23 protein-coding genes and 2 pseudogenes are annotated in these 24,278 nt (G+C 70.6%); 13 read left to right on the top strand and 12 right to left on the bottom strand.

Going from position 1 to position 24,278, the window contains the following annotated elements:
• A pseudogene (locus AB0915_RS26010) lies at positions 1-245 on the top strand (hypothetical protein); the annotation flags it as partial.
• A 192-nt stretch (positions 246-437) separates the two neighbouring features.
• Here the strand turns inward: AB0915_RS26010 and AB0915_RS26015 are convergent.
• Both AB0915_RS26015 and AB0915_RS26020 read right to left on the bottom strand, forming a co-directional pair.
• Positions 438-1,385, bottom strand: a complete 948-nt coding sequence (locus tag AB0915_RS26015) for an NAD(P)H-binding protein (RefSeq protein ID WP_366693369.1) — start codon at positions 1,383-1,385, stop codon at positions 438-440.
• 103 nt (positions 1,386-1,488) lie between these two features.
• Positions 1,489-1,683, bottom strand: a complete 195-nt coding sequence (locus AB0915_RS26020; RefSeq protein WP_366693370.1) for a hypothetical protein — start codon at positions 1,681-1,683, stop codon at positions 1,489-1,491.
• A gap of 139 nt (positions 1,684-1,822) precedes the next feature.
• Between AB0915_RS26020 and AB0915_RS26025 the strand changes: the two genes are divergently transcribed.
• Positions 1,823-1,990: a hypothetical protein gene (locus tag AB0915_RS26025; protein ID WP_366693371.1), complete on the top strand. Its 168-nt coding sequence runs from the start codon at positions 1,823-1,825 to the stop codon at positions 1,988-1,990.
• 246 nt (positions 1,991-2,236) lie between these two features.
• Here AB0915_RS26025 and AB0915_RS26030 read toward each other — a convergent pair whose 3' ends face one another.
• Positions 2,237-2,392: a hypothetical protein gene (locus AB0915_RS26030; protein ID WP_366693372.1), complete on the bottom strand. Its 156-nt coding sequence runs from the start codon at positions 2,390-2,392 to the stop codon at positions 2,237-2,239.
• A 345-nt stretch (positions 2,393-2,737) separates the two neighbouring features.
• Between AB0915_RS26030 and AB0915_RS26035 the strand changes: the two genes are divergently transcribed.
• From AB0915_RS26035 to AB0915_RS26050, 4 genes are all read left to right on the top strand, one after another.
• Complete coding sequence (locus tag AB0915_RS26035) at positions 2,738-3,796, top strand: NAD(+)/NADH kinase (RefSeq protein WP_366693373.1); 1,059 nt, start codon at positions 2,738-2,740, stop codon at positions 3,794-3,796.
• A 182-nt stretch (positions 3,797-3,978) separates the two neighbouring features.
• Positions 3,979-5,823 (top strand): glycoside hydrolase family 15 protein, encoded by a 1,845-nt coding sequence (locus AB0915_RS26040; RefSeq protein ID WP_366693374.1) that lies wholly within the window; start codon positions 3,979-3,981, stop codon positions 5,821-5,823.
• Positions 5,824-6,122: 299 nt separating this feature from the next.
• Positions 6,123-6,557 carry a MarR family transcriptional regulator gene (locus tag AB0915_RS26045; protein WP_366693375.1) on the top strand — a complete coding sequence of 145 codons (435 nt, stop codon included), beginning with the start codon at positions 6,123-6,125 and terminating at the stop codon, positions 6,555-6,557.
• Positions 6,554-7,009, top strand: coding sequence for a hypothetical protein (locus AB0915_RS26050; RefSeq protein ID WP_366693376.1), 456 nt, complete (start codon positions 6,554-6,556; stop codon positions 7,007-7,009). The genes AB0915_RS26045 and AB0915_RS26050 overlap by 4 nt, the downstream gene beginning before the upstream one ends.
• A 24-nt stretch (positions 7,010-7,033) precedes the next feature.
• On the opposite strand, the gene AB0915_RS26055 is transcribed toward AB0915_RS26050, so the two are convergent.
• On the bottom strand, positions 7,034-8,053 hold the full coding sequence (locus AB0915_RS26055) for an alcohol dehydrogenase (RefSeq protein ID WP_366693377.1): 1,020 nt from the start codon (positions 8,051-8,053) through the stop codon (positions 7,034-7,036).
• Positions 8,054-8,803: 750 nt separating this feature from the next.
• Here AB0915_RS26055 and AB0915_RS26060 point away from each other — a divergent pair.
• Together AB0915_RS26060 and AB0915_RS26065 are read left to right on the top strand one after the other, a co-directional pair.
• Positions 8,804-9,295: a lamin tail domain-containing protein gene (locus AB0915_RS26060; protein WP_366693378.1), complete on the top strand. Its 492-nt coding sequence runs from the start codon at positions 8,804-8,806 to the stop codon at positions 9,293-9,295.
• A gap of 446 nt (positions 9,296-9,741) precedes the next feature.
• Positions 9,742-10,758 carry a serine hydrolase gene (locus AB0915_RS26065; RefSeq protein ID WP_366693379.1) on the top strand — a complete coding sequence of 339 codons (1,017 nt, stop codon included), beginning with the start codon at positions 9,742-9,744 and terminating at the stop codon, positions 10,756-10,758.
• A gap of 217 nt (positions 10,759-10,975) precedes the next feature.
• Here AB0915_RS26065 and AB0915_RS26070 read toward each other — a convergent pair whose 3' ends face one another.
• The 6 genes and pseudogenes from AB0915_RS26070 to AB0915_RS26095 all read right to left on the bottom strand — a co-directional run bounded on the left by AB0915_RS26070 (position 10,976) and on the right by AB0915_RS26095 (position 17,044).
• Positions 10,976-11,719 carry a class I SAM-dependent methyltransferase gene (locus tag AB0915_RS26070; RefSeq protein WP_366693380.1) on the bottom strand — a complete coding sequence of 248 codons (744 nt, stop codon included), beginning with the start codon at positions 11,717-11,719 and terminating at the stop codon, positions 10,976-10,978.
• A 578-nt stretch (positions 11,720-12,297) separates the two neighbouring features.
• A pseudogene (locus tag AB0915_RS26075) lies at positions 12,298-12,969 on the bottom strand (HAD family phosphatase); the annotation flags it as partial.
• Positions 12,970-13,066: 97 nt separating this feature from the next.
• Positions 13,067-14,149 carry an ABC transporter ATP-binding protein gene (locus AB0915_RS26080; RefSeq protein WP_366693381.1) on the bottom strand — a complete coding sequence of 361 codons (1,083 nt, stop codon included), beginning with the start codon at positions 14,147-14,149 and terminating at the stop codon, positions 13,067-13,069.
• Positions 14,150-14,157: 8 nt separating this feature from the next.
• Positions 14,158-14,991 carry an ABC transporter permease subunit gene (locus tag AB0915_RS26085; RefSeq protein ID WP_366693382.1) on the bottom strand — a complete coding sequence of 278 codons (834 nt, stop codon included), beginning with the start codon at positions 14,989-14,991 and terminating at the stop codon, positions 14,158-14,160.
• A complete protein-coding gene (locus AB0915_RS26090; RefSeq protein ID WP_366693383.1) occupies positions 14,979-15,881 on the bottom strand; it encodes an ABC transporter permease subunit in 903 nt (300 codons plus the stop codon). Before AB0915_RS26090 ends, AB0915_RS26085 begins: the two co-directional genes overlap by 13 nt.
• 8 nt (positions 15,882-15,889) lie before the next feature.
• Positions 15,890-17,044 (bottom strand): extracellular solute-binding protein, encoded by a 1,155-nt coding sequence (locus AB0915_RS26095; protein ID WP_366693384.1) that lies wholly within the window; start codon positions 17,042-17,044, stop codon positions 15,890-15,892.
• 236 nt (positions 17,045-17,280) lie between these two features.
• On the opposite strand from AB0915_RS26095, the gene AB0915_RS26100 reads away from it, so the two are divergent.
• Positions 17,281-18,045: a GntR family transcriptional regulator gene (locus AB0915_RS26100; protein ID WP_366693385.1), complete on the top strand. Its 765-nt coding sequence runs from the start codon at positions 17,281-17,283 to the stop codon at positions 18,043-18,045.
• 401 nt (positions 18,046-18,446) lie between these two features.
• On the opposite strand, the gene AB0915_RS26105 is transcribed toward AB0915_RS26100, so the two are convergent.
• On the bottom strand, positions 18,447-19,487 hold the full coding sequence (locus tag AB0915_RS26105; RefSeq protein WP_366693386.1) for a LacI family DNA-binding transcriptional regulator: 1,041 nt from the start codon (positions 19,485-19,487) through the stop codon (positions 18,447-18,449).
• Positions 19,488-19,678: 191 nt separating this feature from the next.
• On the opposite strand from AB0915_RS26105, the gene AB0915_RS26110 reads away from it, so the two are divergent.
• From AB0915_RS26110 to AB0915_RS26125, 4 genes are read left to right on the top strand one after another with little or no spacing between them, the layout of a single operon-like run.
• A complete protein-coding gene (locus tag AB0915_RS26110; RefSeq protein ID WP_366693387.1) occupies positions 19,679-20,581 on the top strand; it encodes an ABC transporter substrate-binding protein in 903 nt (300 codons plus the stop codon).
• Positions 20,578-21,690 (top strand): amino acid ABC transporter permease, encoded by a 1,113-nt coding sequence (locus AB0915_RS26115; RefSeq protein WP_366693388.1) that lies wholly within the window; start codon positions 20,578-20,580, stop codon positions 21,688-21,690. Before AB0915_RS26110 ends, AB0915_RS26115 begins: the two co-directional genes overlap by 4 nt.
• Before the next feature lies 1 nt (position 21,691).
• The gene (locus AB0915_RS26120) at positions 21,692-22,435 is read left to right on the top strand and encodes an amino acid ABC transporter ATP-binding protein (protein ID WP_366693389.1); all 744 of its coding nucleotides are present in this window, start codon (positions 21,692-21,694) and stop codon (positions 22,433-22,435) included.
• The gene (locus tag AB0915_RS26125; RefSeq protein WP_366693390.1) at positions 22,432-23,202 is read left to right on the top strand and encodes a type 1 glutamine amidotransferase; all 771 of its coding nucleotides are present in this window, start codon (positions 22,432-22,434) and stop codon (positions 23,200-23,202) included. The genes AB0915_RS26120 and AB0915_RS26125 overlap by 4 nt, the downstream gene beginning before the upstream one ends.
• A 102-nt stretch (positions 23,203-23,304) precedes the next feature.
• Here AB0915_RS26125 and AB0915_RS26130 read toward each other — a convergent pair whose 3' ends face one another.
• The gene (locus tag AB0915_RS26130; protein ID WP_366693391.1) at positions 23,305-24,261 is read right to left on the bottom strand and encodes a hypothetical protein; all 957 of its coding nucleotides are present in this window, start codon (positions 24,259-24,261) and stop codon (positions 23,305-23,307) included.
• Positions 24,262-24,278: the final 17 nt, after the last annotated feature.

Here is a 24,278-nt window from a genome sequence, read left to right on the forward strand (position 1 = left end):
GTAACGACAGCCGCCGGACCGTTGAGTTCTTCCAGGGTGCGACCTGCGACAACGGTTCCCCGGTCGCGACGGTCGGTCCCTGGAGCACCAGCAACGGTGTCTTCACCCGTAAGCACATCCGCGGCGGCGTGAAGGTCCGCAACGGTGTCGTGGGCAGCTTCCGGGTGGTCCGCGACCACTTCGACCGGTTCGACGAGGACGAGCGCGGCGACCGGGGCGACCGGGGCGACGAGGGCGAGTACTGACAGAGCCGCTTGCGTCATAAGGAAACCCCGGCCCGTCGGAATCGGGCCGGGGTTTCCGGCATGCGGAGACAGTCCCCGGCAGGCACCCCAAACCCCGCACCCGCTACGCCATGCCCGGCGTTCACCGTAAGCACCGCCGGCCTTGCCGGTACCGGCCGTGCCCGGGTACCGGCGGCGGGTGCCACCGCCGGGTCAGCGTGCGGGTGTGTCGCCGGTGAAGGCCGCGGAACGGCTTTGTACGAAGTCGTGGAGACTCAGCGGGGAGTGTCCGGTGATCAGCTCCACGTCGTCAGTGGCCCGGTCGTACCTGTTCTCGGCGTGGAGGCGCGCCATCGTGGAGAGGTGCTCGCGAATGTGCTCCGGCAGGCCCAGGGGGTCCAGCCTGGTGCGTACCCATTGCGCGTGGGGGACGTCGAGGTAGGTGATGTTCCTGCCCAGTGCGTCGGTGAGCTCTTGCGCGATGGCTGTCATGTCGCGGGAACGCTCTCCGGTCAGGTGGTAGGTGCGCCCCACGTGCGTGTCCGGCGTGGCAAGAACGGTGGCCGCGACCTCGGCCACGTCCTGGGTGGCGACCGGGGAGGTGCGGCCCGATCCGAAGGGAAGCCGGATGGTGTTGTCCTGCGCGACGTCGGCGGCCATGATCATCTGGAAGATCGGGTTCTCCATGAACACCGTGGGCCTGATGTGGGTCACCGGCAGGCCGGACCAGTTGAGGGTCTGTTCGGCGAGCCAGTGCTGACGCTGCTGCCGGGACTCACTGGTGCTGGTCAGTGTCATCTGGGAGACCGTCATCTGGGACATGTTGACGAAGACCTCGAGATGCCCGTGGTCCAGGGCGGCCGCTGCTGCGGTCACCGTCGCCTCCAGATAGTACGAGGAGACGCCCAGTCCGAAATACACCCGGCGACAGCCGTCGAGCGCCCGCGCAACGTCGGCCGCGCGGGTCAGATCACCCACGGCGACATCCGCCCCCAGAGCGCGGAGCTCGGCGGCGCGCCCGTCGTCGCGGTGCACGAAGGCACGAACCGGCAGACCGCTGCCGCGCAGGCGTTCCACCACCAGCCGGCCAACGCCGGCGGCGGCACCTGTCACGAGGGTGAGGGCAGTTGTGGGAGAGGGGATCGACAATCGGTGCGCCATGGGCGTGATCCTTCCGGTTGGCAGTGCCCGGCTGTGGGACGCGCTGCCGGGCACACCGGTATGGCTTGAAGTGCTCTGCGTCGTGAATGAGGGAGATTCCTGCCTACCTTGCGGTGGCGGGCTTGACGCGACGGGCGCGCCTGACGACTGCCCTCCCGGCAGCCGGGACGAGCGCGAGGCCCGTCCGGTACAGGTGCAGGACGTTCATCGACGAATCCAGCAGGTCGGGCACGAGGACCGGTTCACCGCGGCGGGCTTCGACATCCAGGTGTACGCAGACCTGCACGCCGTGGTCCACCCCGACATCCCGGCCGTCGCCAACAGCGGATTCCTGGTCGACGGCCAGGTATTAACCGGGGAGACTCCTTCACCATCCCGGGCAGCGGGTGCCGACCCTGCTGACACCGTGCGACGCGCCATGGCTCAAGGCGGCGGAGATGGTCGACTACCTCAGAGAAGTCGCCCCGGACCGCGCCTACTCCATTCACGACGCCTACGTCTCGGAGACCGGAATGGGGCCGGTCGGCATGTTCCTTGCGGATGAGGCCGAGCGATCCGGCGCCGACATCCGGGTGTTCGGAGCAGGGGAGAGCATCGAGGTGTGAAGGCGTGGGCGTCGCCCCAAGGGGGAAAGCCCTCGTGACGCGATGAGCCCGGCGCACTCGTCCGCCTTGCAGGCTCGGGCACTGTCCGCACGGCGACGGCGCGGGCCGCACCGCAATCGGATCGGCGGGACGGCCACGACCAGCGGCCTGAACACTGTTCCGCCGGCCCGCCGTGCGTACACCTCGATCTCGGTGTTCATCGGGGGCCGGCGCCGCACCTGAGCATCGTGGCGGCCGGCCCGGCCTTCAGCTTTCGTCGTCCTCTGCCCGGCGCTCGCCCTCGGCCTGGGACGGCTGAGTGCGTGTGATGGCCGGATGCCGCTGCTCAGCCGGATTCATGTCCTCTTCCAGCCGCTCGCCCTCGGCCTGCGACGGAGTCGGGTACTCGTCGGTCGGGCGCATGGTTGCCTCCACAGTCGGAACACATGCATACAAAATGAGCGTAACGCTACGATATGCGGCCGCTGCACATGCCGTTCGGTGCGGTATGCGGTGCGCGACGACTCCGACACCGGGAGGGCAGGAAGAGTTCTTCCCGGACCGCGCGGACAGGACCGGGCGCCGGCCCCACGGCAACCCGAGCCCGGTGCCGCAGCAGCCGGCGCTGCGACAAAGGCCGCACCGGTCCGTGTCCACGCCCCCTCTCGACCGGTACAGGAGGAGGGCTGTTTCCGGCCGGTCCGGTGGCCCCGGGGAAGATCCGTTGCGATCTGCGCGGCGTGCCGGGGCGGTCTACGGTGAGAAGTGATGCCTCTGAATCGGCTGGGCCTGGTTGTCCACCAAGGCCGGCCCGCCGCCGTCGCGGCGGCGCGGACCGCCCGCCTGTGGTGTGCCGCGCGCGGCATAGCCTGCACCGACATCGACGTGTGGCGGGAGGGGGAATCGCGGCATGGCGGCCAGGAGGAGGCCGAAGCGGCGGGCCACCCGGGGCTGATCATCACGTTCGGCGGTGACGGCACGTTTCTGCGCGGGGCGCGGATCGCCGCCAAGGACGGGGCGGCGGTGCTGGGCGTGAACGTGGGCCGGCTCGGCTTTTTGACCGAGATCACCACCGATCAGGTGGAGGACGCGCTCGACGTTCTCCACCGGGATCAGGCGGTGATCGAGGAGCGGATGGTGCTCACACTGCGCGCGTCGCGCCCGCTTCGCACGCCCGTCGGCCTGGACACGGTGCTGTGCTACGGGCGCGGTCCCGCACTGCCCGCGCCGGCCGTGCGCCCCGCCGGGGTGCAGACGGCCGGCTGGGGTGTCGCCCTGGACGTCACCGCCGTCAATGACGTGGTCCTGGAAAAACTCGCCCGGGACCGGCAGGCGAGCGTGGCCGTGTACCTGGCCGGGCAGCTGCTTGCCTCCTACTCGGCCGACGCGGTGATCGTGGCCACCCCCACGGGCTCGACCGCCTACAACTTCGCCGCGGGAGGGCCGGTTCTGGACCCCGCCGCCGACGCCATCGTCTTTACCCCGGTCGCTCCGCACATGGCCTTCGACCGCACCGTGATAGCCGCGGTCGACGAGGCGGTCGTGGTACACGTGCTGCCGCACTCCGGCCGGGTGGCCGTGAGCATCGACGGGCAGACGCGCGGAGTTCTGGAACCGGGGGACTGGGTGGCCGCCTACCGCGCACCGTACCGGCTGCGCCTGGCTCGTCTGGCACCGCTGGCGTTCTACCACCGGCTGCGCGAGCGCTTCCAGCTGGCCGACGCCCCGGCGGCCGCCGTCGACCAGACCCCGCTCTTCCACCGGCCCGACACCCCGCCACCCGACGATCTGGCCCACCTGCGTCGGCCCACGCCGCCCGCCGCATGAACGCACGGCCGGTGACCTCGTCGGCTCTGCGAGGGTGGTGAGCTGCTGTCGGTTTGCTGAGCTGGGGTGAGTGGTGGCGGCTGAAGCGACAGAGCCAGGCACACATGCGTGACGATTTAAGCTGTTATCAGGGTTGTTTTCGGCTTCGCGGCGGTGGCGCTGCGGTGGCAGGGAGGCCTGGCATGGCGTTCGAGAGTGTCGGATGCAGTGGATACGGGCAAGGGGCGGGTTCCCCGCGCTACCTGCCGATCGCCGACCACGGCCTGATCGGCGACCTCCGTACCGTCGCGCTCGTGGGCACCGACGGCACGATCGACTGGTACTGCTGCCCACAATTCGACGCACCCAGCGTGTTCGGCTCCATCCTGGACGCGGACCGGGGCGGATCGTTTCAGCTGGCCGCCGACGTGCCCGTGCGGACCCGCCAGTTCTACTTTCCCGACACCAATGTGCTGATCACACGGTTCTTCGCCACGGACGGGGTGGGCGAGATCCAGGACTTCATGCCCATCGGCGACGAATCGGGCGAGGCCCACCGGCACCGGCTGATCAGACGCCTGCTCTGCGTCCGGGGCTCGCTTCCGTTCACCGCGCGGGTGGCTCCCCGCTTCGGATACGGGACCGAGCCGCACAGCGCACGCCTTGAGGGCGACAGGGCGCACTTCGAATCCAAGAACCTGTCCCTGGCACTGACAGCCACCGTGCCGCTCGAATGCGACGGCACGGACGCCTGGTCGCACTTCAAGCTGCTGGAAGGCGAGTCCGCGGTCTTCGCCCTCGACCGGATCGGGGCAGAGGTCGCCGTGCGCGGGTGTGCCCGGCGCGAGGCGGAGGAGGAGTTCCAGGCCACGGTCCGCTTCTGGCGGCACTGGCTGGGCTCCTCGCGCTACCACGGACGGTGGCGGGAGATGGTGCACCGCTCCGCACTGACCCTGAAGCTGCTCGTCTACGCGCCGACCGGCGCGATCGTGGCCGCGCCGACGACGAGCCTGCCCGAAGAGATCGGATGCGAGCGCAACTGGGACTACCGGTACACGTGGGTCAGGGACGCCGCCTTTTGCATCTACGCCATGCTCAGGCTGGGCTTCACCTCGGAGGCCGAAGCGTTCATGGGCTTTCTGTCCTCCTGCATCATGTGCGACGACGAGACCACCGGACCGCTGCAGATCATGTACGGCATCGATGGACGCCGCGAGCTTCCCGAGCGCGAACTGTCGCATTTCGAGGGGTACTTGGGGTCGTCCCCGGTACGGGTGGGAAATGCCGCCGCAACCCAGCTCCAGCTGGACATCTACGGAGCACTCATCGACTCCATCTATCTGTACGACAAGTGGGGGCAGCCCATCAGCAGCCACCGCTGGGACGAGGTCGGCGCCGTGGTGGACTGGGTCTGCGACCACTGGGACCAGCCGGACGAAGGCGTCTGGGAGATCCGCGGGGGACGACGGGACTTCCTGTACTCGCGCCTGATGTGCTGGGTGGCCATCGAGCGGGCCATGCGCATGGCGACCCGGCGCGGCTTGCCTGCCGATCTTGTCCGGTGGGGGAAGAGCCGTGACGCGATCTACCGGCAGATCATGAGACGCGGCTGGTCGGCCGAAGCCGGCGCCTTCGTCCAACAACTGGACGGCGACGTCCTGGACGCCTCCGTGCTGATGATGCCCCTGGTCAAGTTCGTCTCCCCGGTCGACCCGAAGTGGCTCGCGACGCTGGACGCCCTCGGCACGAAGCTGGTCGCCGACTCGCTCGTCTACCGCTACGACACGGGAGCCAGCCCGGACGGCCTCTCGGGCACCGAGGGCACCTTTTCGATCTGCTCATTCTGGTACATCGAAGCCCTCACCCGGGCCGGCCGCCTGGAAGAGGCCCGCCTGGCCTTCGAGAAAATGCTCACCTACTCCAACCATCTCGGCCTGTACGCAGAGGAAATCGGACCGACGGGAGAACAACTCGGCAACTTCCCGCAGGCCTTCACCCACCTGTCCCTCATCAGTGCCGCCTTCAACCTCGACCGCGCCCTCGGCTGAACCCGCCGGCCCCGAGGGACGCCCGAGCACACCGCCCGGCACCGTCCCGCTGCCCGGCGGCGTGGAGACGCACCGCCGGCCGGGCGGCACCGATGTGCCCGACGGCATCGTGTCCGGTCCTGCAGAGCTGTTCGGTTTCGAAGGCCCGGCATCGGAGGCATCGCCCGCCTCGCCGGCGACGCACAGCGCGTGACGCAGCCACGTTCCCGCATCGGCAACGACGCGGGCAGCGATGGTGGCCGGTCGTGGACGAGGCCTCGATTTGCAGCAGTCCATACGAAATCGTATAGTCCGAAATTGTGAAATCCGAATCCGTGCCATGTGAATGGTCTGCCCTGCTGGCGCTCCAGCGGGCCACCCACGCCACCTTGCAAGTGCTCGCCGCAGAGCTCGTCGACCTGGACCTGACCCCCTCCGAGATCAATGCGCTGGCCAACCTTGCCGACGGCCGCGGCAGAACCGTGTCCGAACTGGGCGCGGCCGTGGGCACTCGCCCCACGACGCTGACCAGCGTGCTGGACCGACTGGAACGACGCGGCCACATCACCCGGGGCATCCGCCCGGGCGACCGCCGGGCGGTGCTCATCGAGCTCACCTCTTCCGGGCGCCTGGCCGCCACCACGATCCGACAGGCCGTCACCGACCTGGAGCACCGCGCGCTCGGCGACCTGCCCGCCGATGCTGTCGCCGCCCTGCGCACTGCCCTGCAAGCCCTGACGGAGGTGTCCTCATGACCGTGCACCAGCCCCGGACGCAGGCCGACGACGCACCCACCTTCGAAGCGTTGATGGCCGAAGTGATGGCGAACGCCGAGCGGTTCGGCCACCGCGAGCATGTCCACCTGACGTGGCTGGCCGTGCGACAGTGCGGCGTGCCCACAGCGGTCGGCCTGGTCAGCGACGGCATCCAGCGCACCGCCCGATACGCGGGTGCGCCCCAGAAATACCACGCGACCGTCAGCCGCGCCTGGGTGGAACTGGTCGGGCACCACGCGGACGAGCATGACGAAAGCGACTTCGCCGCGTTCGCCGACCACCACCCCGCGCTGCTCGACAAACGACTGCTGACCTGCTTCTACCGCCCGGCAACGCTGGCCGGCCCGCAGGCGAAGAGCGGCTGGGTCGAGCCCGACCTCGCCCCGTTTTCTTGGCAGGACACCGCCCAGCAGGACCCGCGGCGGCCGTAACGGAGCGAGCGCCGCAGGTGCTGGTCAGTTGCCGGTGGTGAGCACCATGCGGAAACGGGCCGCGCCGCTGAGCATCCGCTGGAAGGCTTCGTCGACTTCCTCCAGCGGCACCGTCTCCACCATCGGCTTCACCCCGGTCTGCGCGCTGAACGTCATCGTGTCCTGGACGTCCTGGGCGGTGCCGGACGGGTGGCCGTGGACGGAGCGGCTTGCCCCGATCAGCTGCAGCGGGCTGATCTGCAGCGGCTCGGGGGTAACGCCGAGGACGATCAGCTGCCCACGGTGACGCAGGCCGTCGACGGTGGCAGTCATCGCGTCGGAGTTGGCCGCCGTGGCGAGCACGACGCGGGCGCCCCCCAGCGCTTGGAGGGCTTCGGCGACGTTGACGGCGCTGCTGTCGATGTAGTGCCGGGCGCCGAGCTCCCGGGCCAGTGGCTCCTTCTCCTGGCCGCGGGCGATGGCGACGGTGTCGAAGCCGAACCGGTTGGCGTACTGGACTCCGAGGTGTCCCAGGCCGCCGACGCCGAGGATCGCCACGAGGTCACCAGGCCGGGCAGAGCTGTGCCGCAGCGCGTTGAAAGTGGTGACGCCGGCGCAGCCGAGCGGCGCGGCCAGGGCGGCCGGCAATCCGTCAGGAATGCGCGAGAGCGCGGATACGGGGGCCACCATGGCGTCGGCGTAACCGCCGGGGTAGGCCCAGCCGGGTACCTGAAGGTTCTGGCAGTCGATGAAGTCGCCTTCGCGGCAGGGCACGCAGTGGCCGCAGTGGCCACCGAACCAGCCGACCTCGACGCGGTCGCCGACGTGCCATCCGGTCACGCCTTCGCCGAGGGTGTCGATCCGCCCGGCAACCTCGTGGCCGGTGACCAGCGGGAACTGCACGCCGGGAAAGCCGGCGTCGACGAAACCCGCATCGCTGTGACAGATGCCCGCCGCCTCGACGGTGATCCGGACGTGGCCGGGGCCGGGCTGCGGCAGTTCCCGCTCGACGATTTCGAACTTCCCGCCCGCAGCACTGACCTGGGCGACACGCATCGTGTTCATGGAACTCTCCGTTGTAGAGCAAGGGGAAAGGGGGGGAGGCGTGAGACCGGTCGAATGCTGGTCGACACCAAGGGTCGTACGACTGTTCCAGGGAACGGAATTCCCGACGGGCGTAACCGGTCAAGAGATCACTGTTCAGGATATTCCCGATCTCTTGAAGGACCCGGAAAGCCGGGCGCACGAAGAACTCCCGGAAAAAGAATGTCTGTGCCGTTCCAGGACAACACCCGCGCCGAGCTCAGCCTCGAGCGGCGGCGCACTCGATGTGCGAGACGGCCGGATCCACGGCATCTTCGCCGTCCTCGACCCGGACAGACCCACCCACGTACTGATCCGACCTGTCCCGCCCGCGACTGCCGAGGAAGACCGCACTCTGCGGGCGGGTGTTCGGCCACGCGATATATGTCTGAATCGCCCGGCATTTCGGCTGTTACTGACGGGCGTGCTGCTGGACGAGTGGCTTGCGGGGTGGTGCGGCGGGGTGCGCGGGGGCTGGAAACGGCTTGTCCCCGGTTGCGGAGCGGGTACGTGGATCCGGCAGTCGATGTCAGGGGCATGCCTGGGCGGGATGTGTGATCAATGCAATCGCGAGTTACGGAAATGTCCGCATTAAGTAACACGAACCGGAGTCGCTGTCGGTGGCGGGGGAGGTGCTCCAGTCTTTGGGTTCTCGGCCTGAGGGGCCGGGAACCGCACCGCGCAGCATGGCCCTTGACCGGGCCCTGGGCGCCCTTACTTGAGGGGACATCAATGTCTGCTTCTCGTACCGTCCGCCGCATCGCCGCTACCGCTCTGGCAGCCGGCTCCGTCGTCGCCGCGGCGGCGATGCCGGCATCCGCCGACAGCGACCACGGCTACGGCCACGGATACAGGCACGGCCGCCACCACTCGTACTCCAACGTTGTCCTCGGCGACATCCAGTACAACAGCCCCGGCCGTGACGACTGGTCGAACCGTTCGCTGAACAGGGAGTGGGTGGAGGTCACCAACACCGGCCGCCGCGCGGTCGACCTGGACGGATGGACGCTCTCGGACCGCGACGGCAACCGCTACCGCTTCGACGACCTGCGCCTGCCCGGCTACGCCACGGTCCGCGTCCACACCGGGCACGGCTATAACACCCGCCGGGACGTCTACCAGGGCAGCTGGGACTACATCTGGGGCAACTACACCGACAAGGCCACCCTGCGCGACGACGACGGCCGCACCGTGGACACCCAGTCCTGGGGCTACCGCCGCTGACCTGCCCCTGCCCCGCGACTGACCAAGGGCGCACCTTCTGACCCCGGCGTGCCGCCCTTTTGGTCCGGCGTGCCACCACCCGCACAGGGAGGTGGCACGCCGCTCTCGTATACCGGCGGCCGCCGGGTTCCCGACCCCGGCTGCCCGCGGCATCAACGTGGCCGGCGAGGCCGCGGACGGAACCGGGACCGGCAGCGTCACAGGACGCGCCCGCCGGCGAAGCCGCGGCCACCGACTGGTCGACCGCGCTCATCGACGCGACGGCGGCACACCTGTCATGGCCGCCATGAGCGGCTGAACCCGCACGGAAAGTTCATTGACGACCTCATTGAGCACTCATTCCGCAGAGTCCATTTACGGGCGATGTGTGCGGAATCACGAACCGTGTCGCGCAGCTGTTATGTGGGCCATAGCTATTTCACGGATGGTCTTTTTATCCTCGCGCCATGTCTCGCCATATGTTCGCTCCGCTGGTCGTCACGTTCGCCCGGCGCCTCCCCTCGCGCTACGCCCTGGCCGCACTCGCGCTCGTCATGGCCGGCGGGGCGGCGACGGGCGGCTTTGCCGACGCGGCCGGGGCCGACAGGGCGCGGACCGTCCCGCGGTCGGGCCCGACCGCGGGCACGGTGCCCGGCATCGCCCGGCCGGCCGCGGTCCTCGCGCCGGCGCCCGCGTCCGCCGCGGTGGCGCACCCGCCGTCGGTGTCCGTGGCGGCCCTGCGGACCGCCGGCACCGGTGTGGCTCCTGACCAGGCGCTGTCCCGGCGGCTCGCGCCGGTCGTGGCGGCCGGCCCCGCCTCGCTCTCGGTGGCGGTGCTCGATCCGGCCGACGGGCGCACGGCACGGTACGGCGTGCAGGCGGGGACGACGTACGACACGGCGAGCATCGTGAAGGTCGACATCCTGGCGGCCCTGCTGCTCAAGGCCCAGGACCAGCACCGCGGGCTCACGGCGCAGGAGAAGGCGTCCGCCACGTCGATGGTCCGGATCAGTGACAACGCGTCCGCCGACGCGCTGTGGCGCGTGATCGGCGAGGCGCCGGGCCTGGACGCCGCCAACCGCAGGCTCGGCCTGACCGGCACGACCGGTGGCGGCGACGGGCACTGGGGGCTCACCCAGACCACCGCGACCGATCAGCTCGCCCTGCTGAGCGCCGTCTTCGGCACCGACTCCCCACTGGACCAGGCGTCCCGGGCCTACCTGCGCAGCCTCATGGGCGGCATAGCGGCAGGCCAGGACTGGGGCGTTTCGGCAGCCGGCCCCGTCACCGGCATGAAGAACGGCTGGCTGCAGCGGACCGCGACGGGCCGCTGGGACGTCAACAGCATCGGTCAGGTCCGGGTGGACGGACACGACCGCCTGGTAGCGGTGCTGTCGCGGGGCAGCGTCAGCATGGCGGACGGTGTCCAACTGGTGGAGAACGCGGCCAAGGCGGCCGTCCAGGCCCTGGACGCGACGGCCTGACCCGCAACCGCCACCGGGGCGGCGAGCCGGGCCGTGCGCACGCCCGCTGCCGCCCACCACCGGCAGCGACAGCCCGCAGCAGTAGGCGGATCGCTGGGAAAGCACCTTCAACGGTCCGGCGCGCTGCTCGAGTTCACCGGCTGCCCGACTGCGTGCCCCGGGGCCGCGTCGCAGCGGTGTGATCCGCCGGGACGGGCCCTGAAGCACGAGGGCTGGTTCACGGGCGGTCGGACGTCCGGCGCAGGACCAGGCAGACGAAGCCCCAGGTGTCCCGGTAGACGCGCAGCCATTCGGAGCGACGGGTGGTCGCTGTCGTGAGCGCGTGCGAGCTGTCCGGATCGACAGGGTGGTCCAGGGCCCATGAGGCCAGGGACCCCCAGCAGGACCACTCGTAGTCGTCCAGCTCACGGCGTGTGCTGACGTGCCCGCCGACAGGGGTCCACCCGTCGGCGACGACGCGGTCCACGGTGGTCGCCAGGTCGGTGAAGTCCCCGAGCATCTCGATGGCCTCCTGGGAAGGGGCACGGTCCCAGAACCCCTCACCGATAAGGACACGGCCGCCGGGAGCCAGGTGCTTGCGTGCCGCCGCGAGAGTGGGGAGCAAGCCACCGAAGGCATGCGTGGCCCCGACGCTGAGCACCAGGTCGAACGACTGCGAGGAGACGAAGTCCCCGGCCTCCTGGTGATGGAGGACGAGGCGCTCCTGGACGCCGAGGTCGCTCGCGGCCCGGCGGGCCTGTGCCAGGGCGTCCTCGGAGATGTCCACGCCCTCGGCATGCAGGCGCGGGCGCGAGAGCAGGGCGCGCAGGAGCCACTCCCCGCCCCCGCAGCCAAGGTCGAGTACCCGCTCGTCGCCGCGCGGGAGCCCCCGTTCCAGCAGCCGGCGCACCGAGTCGTCGTCGAGCGGAGACTTTATCGGGTGATCAGCATGGGCGATCCTGGAGATCTGTTCATGGTTCACCGGCGCAGTGTGTCAATGACGCAGGCAGCGCGCACGTCGTTTTCGTCCGCGGGTTGGGGCCCTTCGCGGCAACCGCCGGTCCACGGGTCTCGATGCTGATGCCCCGTACCGGCACGGACTCATGTCCGGCTCTGTGTGCGGTCGCCGTCAGGCGGCCGGTGGCCGTGAGCAGGTCGTCCGGCCCGACCACGTCGGCGGTCACGAGCCCTGCCGAGACCCTCTGCTGCGGGAAGCGGGAGTGCAGCCACAGTCCGAGCCCGGACGCGTGGGGCAGCCCGGGGGGCATCTCCTCGCCCCGCCCGCCCGGGGCACTTCACCGGGTTGGCCCGCGCCGGCCGCGCCGGCCTCTTGCTTAGGGGGAGGGCGGCGTCGACTTGCTTAGGGGGAGGGCGGCGTCGACGGCCGGGTCACGCTCCAGGCCGAGGGCGCGCCGGCGGAGCATGGCGGCGCCTTGCGGGAAGGGCAGGGGCGGATCCGCCGTCGGGCTGGCCGGAGACACGTGTCCCCTGAGCCGGCGTCGGCCCGCCCAGCGCACGCGGCCCCGATACCCCGGCGCGCACCAGCGCACTCAGCAGCCCCGGGGACGCCTCCTTCAGGCTCGCGAGAACCGTGCGCCGGGCCGCCGGTCCGATCGGTGCGACGGACGGGACCGCGAGGACGTGGCAGCCCGCCGCCTCCGCCGAAGCGACACCCGTGGGAGTGTCCTCCACCGCCACACAGGCGGCCGGGGCCACGCCCAGGGCCTGGCAGGCGGCGAGGTACGGGTCGGGGGCGGGTTTCGTGCGCAGCGTGTCGTCGGCGGTGACCGTGGTGGTGAACCGCCCAGCCCCCAGCGACTCCAGGGCCTTCACGACGGTGTCGGCGACGTGCCGCGGCGAGGCCGTGACAAGGGCGGTGGGAACGCCCGCACAGCGCAGCGCCACGAGCAGTTCGACTGCGCCGGGGCGCGGCACGACGTCGGCACGCACCCGGGCCGCGAACTTCCGGTGGAGCTCAGCGGCGACCGCGCCGACCGGCGCGCCGACGGCCCGGCCCAGCAGCGTCGCCGTGTGCTCCACGGGGCGGCCCAGCACATCGGGCTGGTCGGCTTCGGTGAGCGTGTACCCAAGCTGGGCGGCCACCTCGTCGACGGCCGCCCACCACAGCTGCTCGGTGTCCACGAGGGTGCCGTCCATGTCGAAGAGCACGGCCTTCAGCAGGGGTGGCTGGACGGGGGTGGTGCGGGGGCGCGTCACGGAGGTCTCTTTCAGCGGGTCGACGTGGTACGGGTGCTGACGTACCGCAGGGCTGCGGGGCGGTACGTCAGCAGACGTCCTGCGGGCATTCGTATGCGGCGGGCGCCGCGGCTCAGCCGCGGCGCGCCGCGACCAGCACCGGCCGGTCCGGGAGGGTGACGGACACGGCGGTGCCCGGGGCGAGCGCCGCTGCCTCGTGCGTCTGCAGGTCGGCCTTGATCTCGGTGCCGTCGGCGAGGCGGACGGTGACGCGGGTGGCGGCGCCGAGGAAGGCGGCGGCGACGACCCGGGCGTTGCCGGTGTCGTTTGCGGTGAGCCGGACGGCCTCGGGTCGTACGAGGACGTCCACGTCGTTGCTCTCGCCCGGCCGGCCGTCCACGGGCAGCCGTCGTCCCAGGACCGCCACCGTGGTGCGCCCGGCGTCGAGGATGCCCGGGATCCGGCTCATGGTGCCGACGAACTCGGCGACGAACGCGGTGGCGGGCCGCGCGTACAGCTCGGCGGGGGCCGCGCACTGCTCCAGCCGCCCCGCACGCATCACGGCGACCCGGTCGGCCATCGAGAGTGCCTCTTCCTGATCATGCGTCACGAAGAGTGTGGTGACGGCGAGTTCCTGCTGCAGACGGCGGATCTCCTCGCGCAGTGTCAGCCGCACCTTGGCGTCGAGCGCGGACAGCGGTTCGTCGAGCAGCAGGACCCGCGGGCGCAGCGCGAGCGCGCGGGCGAGCGCGACGCGCTGCTGCTGCCCGCCGGAGAGCTGGTGCGGGAACCGTGTCCCCAGGTCCCCGAGGCCGACCAGCTCCAGCAGCTCGGCGGCGCGCTCGCGCCGCTCGGCCGTTCGCACCTTGCGCATACGCATCCCGAACGCGACGTTGTCGAGCGCGCTGAGGTGCGGGAAGAGGCTGTACGACTGGAAGACCATCCCGGCGTCGCGGCGATGGGCCGGCACCCCGGTCACGTCCTCGCCGTCGACGAGGACCTCGCCCAAGTCCGGGTGCTCGAACCCGGCGAGCATGCGCAGCGCGGTGGTCTTGCCGCAGCCGGACGGGCCGAGCAGGGCGAGGAGTTCACCGGGCCGCGCGGTCAGGTCGAGACCGTCGAGGGCGACGGCCGCGCCGAACCTGCGGCGGATACCGCGGAATTCGACGGTTGCGGCGCCGGTCGAGGCAGCCTTCTCCTGCGTGGTGATCGTCATGGTGGGGGTCATCCCTGGGAGGCGGTACGGGAGAGGGCGCGGCGGCCGCCGAGGGTGGCGACGGCCAGCAGGAGTGCCCAGGTCATGAACAGGCTGAGCACGGACACGGCGACGGACATCTGGGCCTGTGAGCCGCCGATGCTGTAGATCCAGACGGCGAAGGGCTGGAAGCCGAGGAGCTGGGCGACCGTGAACTCGCCCAGCACGAGCGCCAGCGTGAGGAACGCCGCGTTCAGCAGCGCGCCGCGCAGATTCGGCAGCACCGCGCGGACCAGGGCCTGCGGCCAGCCGGCGCCGCAGCTGCGCGCGGCCTCGACGAGCGTGCGCACATCGACCGCGCGCAGCCCCGCGTCAAGGGCACGGTGGACGAACGGCAGAGCCATCACGACGTAGGCGAGGACCAGCACGATCGGGAAGTTGGGGTTCTGGAGCGCGACGAACGTCTGGAAGAGCGGCGTCGCCGCGAGGTACTCGGGACCCCACTTGAGGACCGTTCCGATCCCGGCGACGAACGCGATCGGCGGGACGATCAGCGGCAGCGAGCAGACGACCTCGACGACGGGCCGCAGCCGGGGTGCGCCGAGCCGCAGCGCGACCATGGCGGGCACCATCAGCAGCACAACGACCGCGATCGTGGCGGCGGCCAGTTCGAGGGAGAGCACCAGGCTGGGCAGGAAGCCGTCGGTGCCCAGGATCCGCGCATACGCGTCGGCGTTCAGGCCCTGACCGGGCACGTCGACCGTGAAGATGACGGAGGCTGCCAGCGGCACCAGGAAGTACAGTGCGGCGACGGCGAGGACCGCGGCCCGCCAGGGGCGGAAGGTGGTGTTCAGGCGAGCCATCGCGCGCTCCGTCGTTGCAGGGGCAGGTACACGGCCATCACCAGGCCCGCGACGAGGACCATGTCGAGGCTGAGGGCCAGTGCCACGTTCTCCTGGCCGACCAGGACGTTGCCGGAGATGGCGTCGGCGATCTGCAGCGTGACCAGCGGGACCGAGCTGCCGACCATCGCGGCGGCGGTGGCGTAGGCGGCGAACGCGCTGCCGAACAGCAGCACCAGGCCGCCGAGCAGCGACGGCGCGAGCACCGGCAGGGCGACGTGCCGCCAGTACCGGGCATGCGTGGCGCCGTTGTTCTGTGCGGCCTCGCGCCACTGGGAGCGCAGCCCGTCGAGAGCGGGCGTGATGGTGAGAACCATCAGCGGGATCAGGAAATAGAGGTACGTGAGGGTCAGACCCCAGAAGCTGTACAGGGTCCAGCCCGTGTCGGCGAGACCCAGGTGGCTCGTGAGAACACCGGAGTTGCCGAGCGTGGCGACGAAGGCGAAGGCGAGCGGGACACCGCCGAAGTTCGCGAGCACCCCGGAGGCGGTGAGTACGGCCTCGCGCAGTGCGCGGAAGCGGGAGGCCACCACGGCCTGGGCGAGCAGCAGCCCCAGGAGCGTACCGATGGCCGCCGAGACGGCGGACAGCTTGACGCTGCCCAGGAGCGCCGTCAGATAGGCACCGTGCAGCGACGCGGTCACATTGGCGGTGGTGTAGGACGTGGCGCCGGTGACCGGGTCCTTGACGGTGAAGGCCCCGTTCAGCATGGCCAGGGCCGGGATCCCGAAGACGATCGCGACGAAGACGAGCAACGGAACGACGGCGAGCCACCCGGCGCGCCGGCGCCGCCGGCCGGAGGGTACGGCGGGTGCGGCGTCGACGCGGGCAGGCGCAGAAGTGACAGTCATGCCGCGGGTCATCCCGAGACGGCCTTGCCCCAGCCCTGGGCGATGACGCCCTTGGCCTTGTTCTGCTGGGCCTCGGTCGGGAACGCGACCGTGCCGGAGACCTCGGGCAGCTTGGCGGCGGCGTCCTTGTCGAGCGTCCCGGCCTTCTCCATGGCGGGCATCAGCGCCGGGCGGGCGTAGCCCCCCAGCCAGAGGTTCTGGCCCTCGGCGCTGTACAGGTACTCCTGCCACAGGCGGGCGGCGGCGGGGTGCGGCGCGTCCTTGGTGATGGCCTGCGAGTAGTACTGCGCGTACCGGCCGTCGGACGGGACGGAGACCTTCCAGTCGACCCCCTTGCCCTTGAACTCGTCGGCGTAGCCGGCGTTGAGGTAGTCCCAGTCGATACTGATGGGCGTCTCGCCCTTCTCGATGGTTGCCGGGGTCGACTCGACCGGCGTGTAGTTGCCGTTCTTCTTCAGCTCGGCGAAGAAGTCCAGTCCCGGCTGGATCTCGTCGAAGGAACCGCCGTTCGCCAGGGCCGCCGCGTAGACGCCGCCGAACGCGGAGCCGGACTTGGTCGGGTTGCCGTTGAGCGCGACCTTGCCCTTGTACTCGGCCCCCAGGAGATCCTTGAAGGTGGTGGGGCAGTGCTTGACGCGCTTGGCGTCGCAGCCGATGGAGACGTAGCCGCCGTAGTCGTTGTACCAGCGCGCCTGCGGGTCCTTCTGCGCGGCCGGTATGCCGTCGTACGAGGCGACCTCGTACGGGGCGAACAGTCCCTGCTGGGCCCCGCTCAGCGCGAACGAGCTGCCCAGGTCCAGCACGTCGGGCGCACGGTTCTGGCCCTTGCGCGAGGTGACCGCGTTGATCTCGTCCTGGCTGCTGCCGTCCGGGTTCTCGACCTCGACCTTGATGCCGTACTTCTCGGTGAAGCCGTCGATCAGCGCACCGTAGTTGGCCCAGTCGCGGGGCAGAGCCATGGCGTGCAGTGTGCCCTCCTTCTTCGCCGCGGCGACAAGGCTGTCCATGCCGCCGAAGTCCGCCGCGGAGGTTGCGGTTGCCGCCGTCCTGCCGCCCGGGGTGGCAGCGGACTGGCTGGTGGCTGCGCCACAGGCGCTGAGGCCGAGTACGGCGACGGCGAGGCCGCCGGTGAGGACGGCGATCCTGGGCAGGGACACGGTCACGATCTCTCCTGGGGGTGGCGCCCCCGGACGGTGATTCCCGCGGAGGCTCGACAGGGTACTTGTTTGAACAAGTTGGCCTCAGTAGGCATGCCTTCGATGTCGCCTCGGTGAACAAGGGGGCAACTGTGACCCCCATTCTTCTGGACACTTGCCGGATACCTTCCGGGAGAACGGTCCCCTTCCCGTCTCGTCTACGCTGGTTCACCTGCACACCGCGCACAGCACGAGAGGGGACCATGGCAGCCCGACACGAGGAGATTGCCGAGGAGTTGCGCCGGGCGATCGATCGCGAGGAGTACGCGGTGGGCAGTCGGCTGCTCCCGGAAACGGAACTCGCCGCCCGCTACGGCGTCTCGCGCGGCACCGTCCGCCAGGCCGTCGCCGCCCTGACGTCGGAGGGGCTGATCGGGTCCCGGCAGGGCGCGCGGCGCGTCGTGCTCGCCAGCCGCCGCAACCAGAGCTTCGCCGAGCTGCGCAGCTTCGCCCAGTGGGCGCGCGCGATGGGCCGTACGGCGACGGGCCGGGTGGTGTCCTCGCAGTACCGCCCCGCGACCGCCCAGGACTCGGTACGCCTCCAGATGCCGGTCGGCGTGCCGGTGCTCCACGTCCTGCGGCTGCGCGGCCTGGACGGGGAACCGGTGCTGCTGGAACGGACGGTGTACGCGAACTGGATCGCCCCGGCCGTCGAGCGCATCGAGGCGGACTGTCCGTCAGTGACGCAACGGCTGTTCGCGGACACGGGGCTGGTCTTCGCGTACGGCGAGCATCTGATCGACGCGGTCGCGGCGGGCGCGCAGGACGCCGAACTGCTGGGTGTGCGCCGCACGAGTCCGCTGCTGCGGGTGCGCCGGGTCACGACCACCCGCGAGGGCCGCCCGGTCGAGTGTTCCGACGACCGGTACCGCTCCGGCGCGGTGAGCTTCAGCGTCCACAACTCGATCGGCAACAACCCGCTGGCCCGTCAGACGGGCCCGGACGCGGCGCCGGTGGGCCCGGCGTAGGCAGACGGTGAACGCAGGGCCAAAGCCGCACCGGATCCCGGCCTCCGGGCCCGGGCACGGCGGTGACGTCCCGCCTGCCCTGCGACGCCCGACACGCGCACGCGCAGCCGGATTCGCGCGCCGGCATCCCGCTCGCCCGTTCTGGCCGCGGCCCGGCCACCGGGCCGCGGCCGGCGCCGTCACATCGGCTCGACGCAGCCGGCCCGGTCCCGGGCCCCGGTCCGTACCCACACCGCCCCGACCGCCTTCGCGGACCCGATCGTCACAGCGAGGCAGGCAAAACGCCGCCCCGCCCCGGCACGGCAGGGCCTGCCCGCGTCACGCCGAAGGAACACCGGCTGCCGCCCCTTGCCCCACATCAACGGCACCTGGTTGACGCCATGTTGCGGGCCCGGAACCGTTCACGCACGGAGTGTGGACCTGCGGACCACGACGGTGCACGGCACCACCACATTCCGCGGCGCCTTTCCGTCCAGGGCATCGATCAGCATCGTCACGGATTCGGCGCCCAGGCGTCGCGCGTCCAGGCTCAGCGCGGTCAGCGGCACATCCCAGTCCTCGGTGCCGCAGGACTGGTCGCTCTCGCGCATCACACTGACCATCAGGTCGTCGGGGATGCGCAGGCCCAGCCGCCGGGCCGCGATCACCAGGGCCTGGCCGTATGTCTCGTTGAGGCCGTGGACCGCGTCCGGGCGGTCGGGGCCGGACAGAAGCCGTAGCGCCGCCTCCACCGGATCCTCGGAGGCAGCCGGTGTCTCGACGAGCGCCGGCCGGCCGGCCGCGGCGCACCACTCGCGGTAGAGGCGCTCGCAATCCTGGGTGTACGCGTCGGGTTCCGGGCCCGAGAGGAGGCCGACCCGGGTGGCGCCGGAGTCCCGCAGGTGGCCGAGGACTTCGGCCATGCCATGCTCCAAGTCGCTCTCCACGGTGGGTACATCCTCGTAACCCGGATCGATCGGGCGCCCGTCGGTGACCACCGGCACGCGGCGGCGCGCGCAGTCCGCGAGCAGCGGGTCCTCCCGTACCGGGTCGACGATGATGAGGCCGTCCATGGGGACGCGGGCCCACAGCCCGGAGGCCGGATCGCTCGGGACGACGACGAGGGCGTAGTCCCGCTCGACGGCGGTCATGGTGGCGCCGGCGGAGAACGCCGCATAGTACGGGCGGTAGGTGCCGGCCCACGGGCGGTCCGACATATGGCCTACGGCCAGTCCGAGGATGCCGGTGCGTCCGGACACCAGTCCGCGGGCCACGGGGTCGGGGCGGTAGCCGAGTTCCTCGGCGGCGCGGCGGACGCGCTCGCGGGTGGCCGGGGCGATCTGGCCCTTGTCGTGCAGGGCGTGGGACACGGTGGTGATGGACAGGCCGGTGGCCTGCGCCACGTCGCGGATGCCGATCCGCCGACCGGCCTTCCCGGCCCGTGTCGATTTCCGGCTGGTCATGCTCTGGTCGCCCCTCCGTGTCATCCACCGAGCTCCAACGCGCGGCGGCTTCAAGAGTGCCAGAGAACGGCCTGTCCGCACCCTCGAAACCCAAAACGTTTTTCTTTCGCTGACCTCGAGGTCTTGACGTACAAAAACGTTTTGGGCAGTGTGGCGCCACCGCTTCCCGGCACCTCTCCTCTAGGAGCTCCATGCGCAGCGTCCGTACGTTTGCCTTGCCCGCATTCACCGCCGCGTTGCTCGCGGCCCTCACGTCCTGCAGCGGTTCCGCGGCCGGCGGCGATGACTCCACCACCCACACCACCGACGCCAAGGGATCCCGCGCCTACGGCACGTGCAAGGTGACCGGCGCCCGCGGCTCGATTCACCTCAAGACCGTCGAGAAGGGCACGCTCACCGTGGTCGGTGACCTGCCCAGCCCCGGCTGGTGGAACGGCGACACCGTGCGTCGGATCGACAGCGGATACGAGTACTGCATGGCCGCGAATCTCGCCTACCGGGCCGGCCTGTCCAAGCTCACCGTCCGCAATGTGTCCTTCGACGCGCTCGTCGTGGGCAAGACCCAGGACTTCGACATGGCGCTCGCGGAGATCTCCATCACCGACGCCCGCCGCAAGGTGGTGGACTTCTCCTCGCCGTACTTCTCCTCCAACATCGGCGTGCTGGTCAAGTCCGGGTCCGAGGTGACCAAGGACAACATCGGGGGCCTGCGGCTCGGCGTGAAACAGGGCACCACGGGCGCCGACTTCGTCCGCGACCGCCTCCACCCGAAGAGCCGGCCGAAGGTGTTCGCGGGCGACGTCGAGTTGCAGGCCGCGCTCCAGGCGGGCCAGATCGACGCAGCGCTCACCGATGTCGCCATCGTGCTCGGCAAGGCCCAGGAGTCCAAGGGCAAGCTCAAGGTGATCGGACAGTACGACACCGGCGAGTCGTACGGAGCGCTGTACCCCAAGGGCGGCAAGAACTCCGCCGCCCTCGACGGGGCCATCGACGCGATGAAGAAGGACGGCACGCTCGACAAGCTCTCCTCCACCTACCTCGCCGAGGCCTTCGGCGGGAACCCGGCGGCGATCCCGATGTGGAGCGCCAAGTGACCGTGCCCACCGATCTGCTGACTGTGCTGAAGACCGATCAGGCCGAGCCGCCGAAAGCCACCCCGCCCCGGCCGGCGCTGCCACTCGCGGCCGCCGCGGTGGCGGCCGTCCTGCTCACCGTGACACTGACCGCCGCAACTGCCCGGTCCGTGAGCAAGGTCCTGCCCGGCTCCGGCCTGCCGGTCGCCGCCGGTGCCGTCCTCGTGGCCGCCGCCGTGCTCACCCTTCTCAGGCCCGCGCTGCGGGCGGTACGCTCGGGCCGCGCGGCCACCGCGGCCTGGTCCGAGGATCGACGGGCCGACGCCCGGCGGGCCGCGTCCGAGGGCCGCGAGGACGCCCGGACCGTACTGGGCTGGTCCCTGGCCGCGCTCGTCCTGCTCGGCGCGGTCTGGTTCCTGTTCGCCAATGACCGTGCCGTGCAGCGCACTTTCCTCGACGGCGAAGTGATCGGGATCAGCCTGCGGGAGACCGCCTCCGCGTTCGGCACCAACCTCTTCATCGCCGTCGCCGCGCAGATCCTGATCCTCGTCTGGGGACTGGCGCTCGCTCTCGCCCGGATGGCGCCGGGACGTACCGGCCGCCCGCTGCGACTGCTCGCCACGGCGTACATCGACGGCTTCCGCGCCGTACCGGCGATCATCGTCATCTATCTCATCGGCTTCGGACTGCCGCTCGCCGAGGTGCCGCTGCTCAGCTCACTCAGCCCGGTGTGGTTCGCGATCCTCGCGCTCACCCTCACCTACGGCGCGTACGTCGCCGAAGTGTTCCGGGCCGGCATCGAGTCCATCGCGCCCGGCCAGAGCGCAGCGGCCCGTTCACTCGGCCTCTCGCACAGCGCCACGCTGCGCCATGTGGTGCTGCCGCAGGCCACCCGCCGCGTCGTACCGCCACTGCTCAACGACTTCATCAGCCTTCAGAAGGACACCGCGCTGGTGAATGTCATCGGCACCATCGACGCCTTCAACCAGTCGAAGATCTTCGCGTCCAACCACTTCAACCTGTCCTCGGTGACCGTGGTCGCGGCGCTTTTCATCCTCATCACGATCCCGCAGGCCAGGTTGGTGGACCGGCTCGTGGCACGTGAGCAGCGCCGCGGCAAGGGAGCCTGACATGGCCTTCATCGAGATCGACGGGGTGCACAAGAGCTACGGGGAGACCCCCGTGCTCCGCGGCATCGACCTGGCCGTGGCCCAGCACCAGGTGGTGACCCTGATCGGCGCCTCCGGCAGCGGCAAGTCCACCTTGCTGCGCTGCATCAACGGCCTGGAGGAGATCAGCGGGGGCGAGATCCGGGTCGGCGGTGATGTCGCCTCCGGCCGCGGAACCGATGTGGACCGGCTGCGCCGCGATGTCGGCATGGTCTTCCAGCACTTCAATCTGTTCCCGCACATGAGCGTGGTGGCCAATGTCGCGCTCGCACCGATGCGAGTGCGCGGGATACCGCGCGCCGAGGCCGAGGAACAGGCACGCGCCCTGCTCGCGCGGGTCGGCCTGGCCGACAAGGCCGACAGCATGCCCGACCGGCTCTCCGGCGGTCAGCAGCAGCGGGTGGCCATCGTACGCGCCCTGGCCACCGGCCCCCGCGCACTGCTGCTCGACGAGATCACCTCGGCCCTCGACCCCGAACTCGTCGCCGAAGTACTGGCCATCGTCCGTGAACTGGCCGGGGGCGGCATGACCATGCTGCTGGCCACCCATGAGATGGGCTTCGCCCGGGAGGTGTCGAACAAGGTGTGCTTCCTCCATCAGGGCGTACTGCTGGAGGAAGGGCCGCCGGAGCAGATCTTCGGCGACCCTCAGCAGGAGCGTACCCGCGCCTTCCTGCGCCGCATCGTCGAGGCGGGGCGGTTGTGAGCGGCGCGCGGGTGCTCGTCGTGGAGCACGAGGACGGCACGGGCCCGGCCCAGTTCGGCGAGCGCCTCGCCGAACTGGGCCTGGTGATCGACCTTTGTCGCCCCTGGGCGGGCGACACGCTGCCCCGCACCCTGGACGCATACGACGGGCTGCTGGTCCTCGGCGGATCCATGGGCCCGTACGACGAGGAGCAGGCACCCTGGCTGCCGGAGGTGCGGAAACTGCTGCGGCAGGCCGTAACCCGGGACCTCCCCACGCTGGGGATCTGCCTGGGCATGGAACTGCTGACGGTGGCCTGCGGGGGCGAGGTCCGGCACGCCGCCCTGCCCGAGGTCGGACTCATTGACCTGATATCCCATCAAGAAGCTTCCGCCGACCCACTGTTCGCGCAACTCGTGAACCAGGAAAGGTGGCTGCGCGCGGTGCAGTGGCACTGGGAGGAGACGGCCACGCTGCCCGAGGGTGCCGTTCCGCTGCTCACCAGCGAGCGCTGCACCCACCAGGCATACCGGATCGGCACCGCCGTGTGGGGTGTTCAGTTCCACCCCGAAGTGCTGGCAGACGACATACGCACCTGGGGTACGGCGGACGTCGGTCCGCTGCACGCCCTGGGCCTTGAACCGGGCGCGATCGTTGCCGAGGTGGAGCGCGAGGAAAAGCGGCTGCGCACGCTCTGGGGGGCTTTCGCCGAGCAGTGGGGCCGCATGGTCGCCGACGGTCCGGGCCCGTCCGCCCGACAGCGCATCCCGGCGAAGCAGCGGCCATGAGGACCCGATGACGGCCGGACCGGTCGGGCTGCAGGCGTGATCAGCCCAACCGGTCCTCCCCGCCGGGCAACAGGCCGATACGGGCCGTGCGGCAGGCACCCGTCAGCGGCGCGGACAGGTCGGGTCGTCGATCGCGCTGACCGTGTAGGGAGGCGACCCCGGAGGGTCGTCCAGCTGGCTGTTGACGACGTACAGCCGACAGCCGTGCCGGGCGAGCGTGGTGGGCAGGTCGAACGGCTCGCCGGTGATCCGTGCGGTCACCGTCCCCGTGCGCAGCTCCTCGTCCAGCTCGGCGATGTACACGCCGTGCGGTGCACCGTAGTTGAGAACGGCGTACAGCGTCCGGCCCGACAAAAGCATCCCGTCCGCCCCGAACGACTCATCACCCAGGTCCAGTTGCTCGACCGTGCGCGTCGCGGTGTCCACCCGCCAGACCGCCTCGGTTCCGTTGGACGACACCAGCAGGGTCTTGCCCGAGCGGTCCGCCACGATGCCGTTGAGCAGCCAGTACTGCGCCGGGAACTGCGGGAACGCGGACCGGATGTCCAGCCACGGTTCGAGCTGCCCCGGGCGGCCGTTGTGCAGAGGGGCCCGCAGGACCACCGGATTGGCCCAGTCCGTGACGTAGACGGCGTCCCTCGTGATCACCAGGTCGTTGAGATGCGGCGGGCCGAGCGGACCGGGCTCGGCCGTACGCTCGGCCAGCAGCCTCCCGTTGCGGTCGTGGACGGTCAGGACAGCGCCGCCCACCGAGAACACCCACCCGTGCCTGTCGGTGTGCACGCCGAGGGTACTGGGGCGGCTTTCGATTCCCTCGGCACGGAACACATCCAGGTGAGAGTCGCGGACATGGCCGCGGTACAGCGCGCCGGTGCCGTCGGAGGACACGTACACGGTGCCGTCCCGGTCGACGGCGATCCCCTCCGGCAGGACGCCGGGGGCGTCGGAGACGACGTAGGTGCGAGGCAGCGGGCGGGCGACGGCCCTCTCGGGAGTACCGCCGAAGACGGCGGCCAGGACGGCGGCGAGGAGACAGAGCAATCGTGAGGTGGCGCGCATCGTGGGGACCTCCAGGA

This window comes from Streptomyces sp. NPDC048411 (assembly GCF_040704695.1).
GTDB lineage: Bacteria > Actinomycetota > Actinomycetes > Streptomycetales > Streptomycetaceae > Streptomyces.

Excerpts from the sequence above, each read along its gene's own strand:
- AB0915_RS26120 (WP_366693389.1), top strand. The coding sequence starts at position 21,692 with ATGGCCTTCATCGAGATCGACGGGGTGCACAAGAGCTACGGGGAGACC.
- AB0915_RS26060 (WP_366693378.1), top strand. The coding sequence starts at position 8,804 with ATGTCTGCTTCTCGTACCGTCCGCCGCATCGCCGCTACCGCTCTGGCA.
- AB0915_RS26015 (WP_366693369.1), bottom strand. The coding sequence starts at position 1,385 with ATGGCGCACCGATTGTCGATCCCCTCTCCCACAACTGCCCTCACCCTC.
- AB0915_RS26035 (WP_366693373.1), top strand. The coding sequence starts at position 2,738 with ATGCCTCTGAATCGGCTGGGCCTGGTTGTCCACCAAGGCCGGCCCGCC.
- AB0915_RS26055 (WP_366693377.1), bottom strand. The coding sequence starts at position 8,053 with ATGAACACGATGCGTGTCGCCCAGGTCAGTGCTGCGGGCGGGAAGTTC.
- AB0915_RS26100 (WP_366693385.1), top strand. The coding sequence starts at position 17,281 with ATGGCAGCCCGACACGAGGAGATTGCCGAGGAGTTGCGCCGGGCGATC.
- AB0915_RS26025 (WP_366693371.1), top strand. The coding sequence starts at position 1,823 with ATGGTCGACTACCTCAGAGAAGTCGCCCCGGACCGCGCCTACTCCATT.
- AB0915_RS26080 (WP_366693381.1), bottom strand. The coding sequence starts at position 14,149 with ATGACGATCACCACGCAGGAGAAGGCTGCCTCGACCGGCGCCGCAACC.
- AB0915_RS26050 (WP_366693376.1), top strand. The coding sequence starts at position 6,554 with ATGACCGTGCACCAGCCCCGGACGCAGGCCGACGACGCACCCACCTTC.
- AB0915_RS26030 (WP_366693372.1), bottom strand. The coding sequence starts at position 2,392 with ATGCGCCCGACCGACGAGTACCCGACTCCGTCGCAGGCCGAGGGCGAG.
- AB0915_RS26105 (WP_366693386.1), bottom strand. The coding sequence starts at position 19,487 with ATGACCAGCCGGAAATCGACACGGGCCGGGAAGGCCGGTCGGCGGATC.
- AB0915_RS26130 (WP_366693391.1), bottom strand. The coding sequence starts at position 24,261 with ATGCGCGCCACCTCACGATTGCTCTGTCTCCTCGCCGCCGTCCTGGCC.
- AB0915_RS26090 (WP_366693383.1), bottom strand. The coding sequence starts at position 15,881 with ATGACTGTCACTTCTGCGCCTGCCCGCGTCGACGCCGCACCCGCCGTA.
- AB0915_RS26085 (WP_366693382.1), bottom strand. The coding sequence starts at position 14,991 with ATGGCTCGCCTGAACACCACCTTCCGCCCCTGGCGGGCCGCGGTCCTC.
- AB0915_RS26065 (WP_366693379.1), top strand. The coding sequence starts at position 9,742 with ATGTCTCGCCATATGTTCGCTCCGCTGGTCGTCACGTTCGCCCGGCGC.
- AB0915_RS26110 (WP_366693387.1), top strand. The coding sequence starts at position 19,679 with ATGCGCAGCGTCCGTACGTTTGCCTTGCCCGCATTCACCGCCGCGTTG.
- AB0915_RS26040 (WP_366693374.1), top strand. The coding sequence starts at position 3,979 with ATGGCGTTCGAGAGTGTCGGATGCAGTGGATACGGGCAAGGGGCGGGT.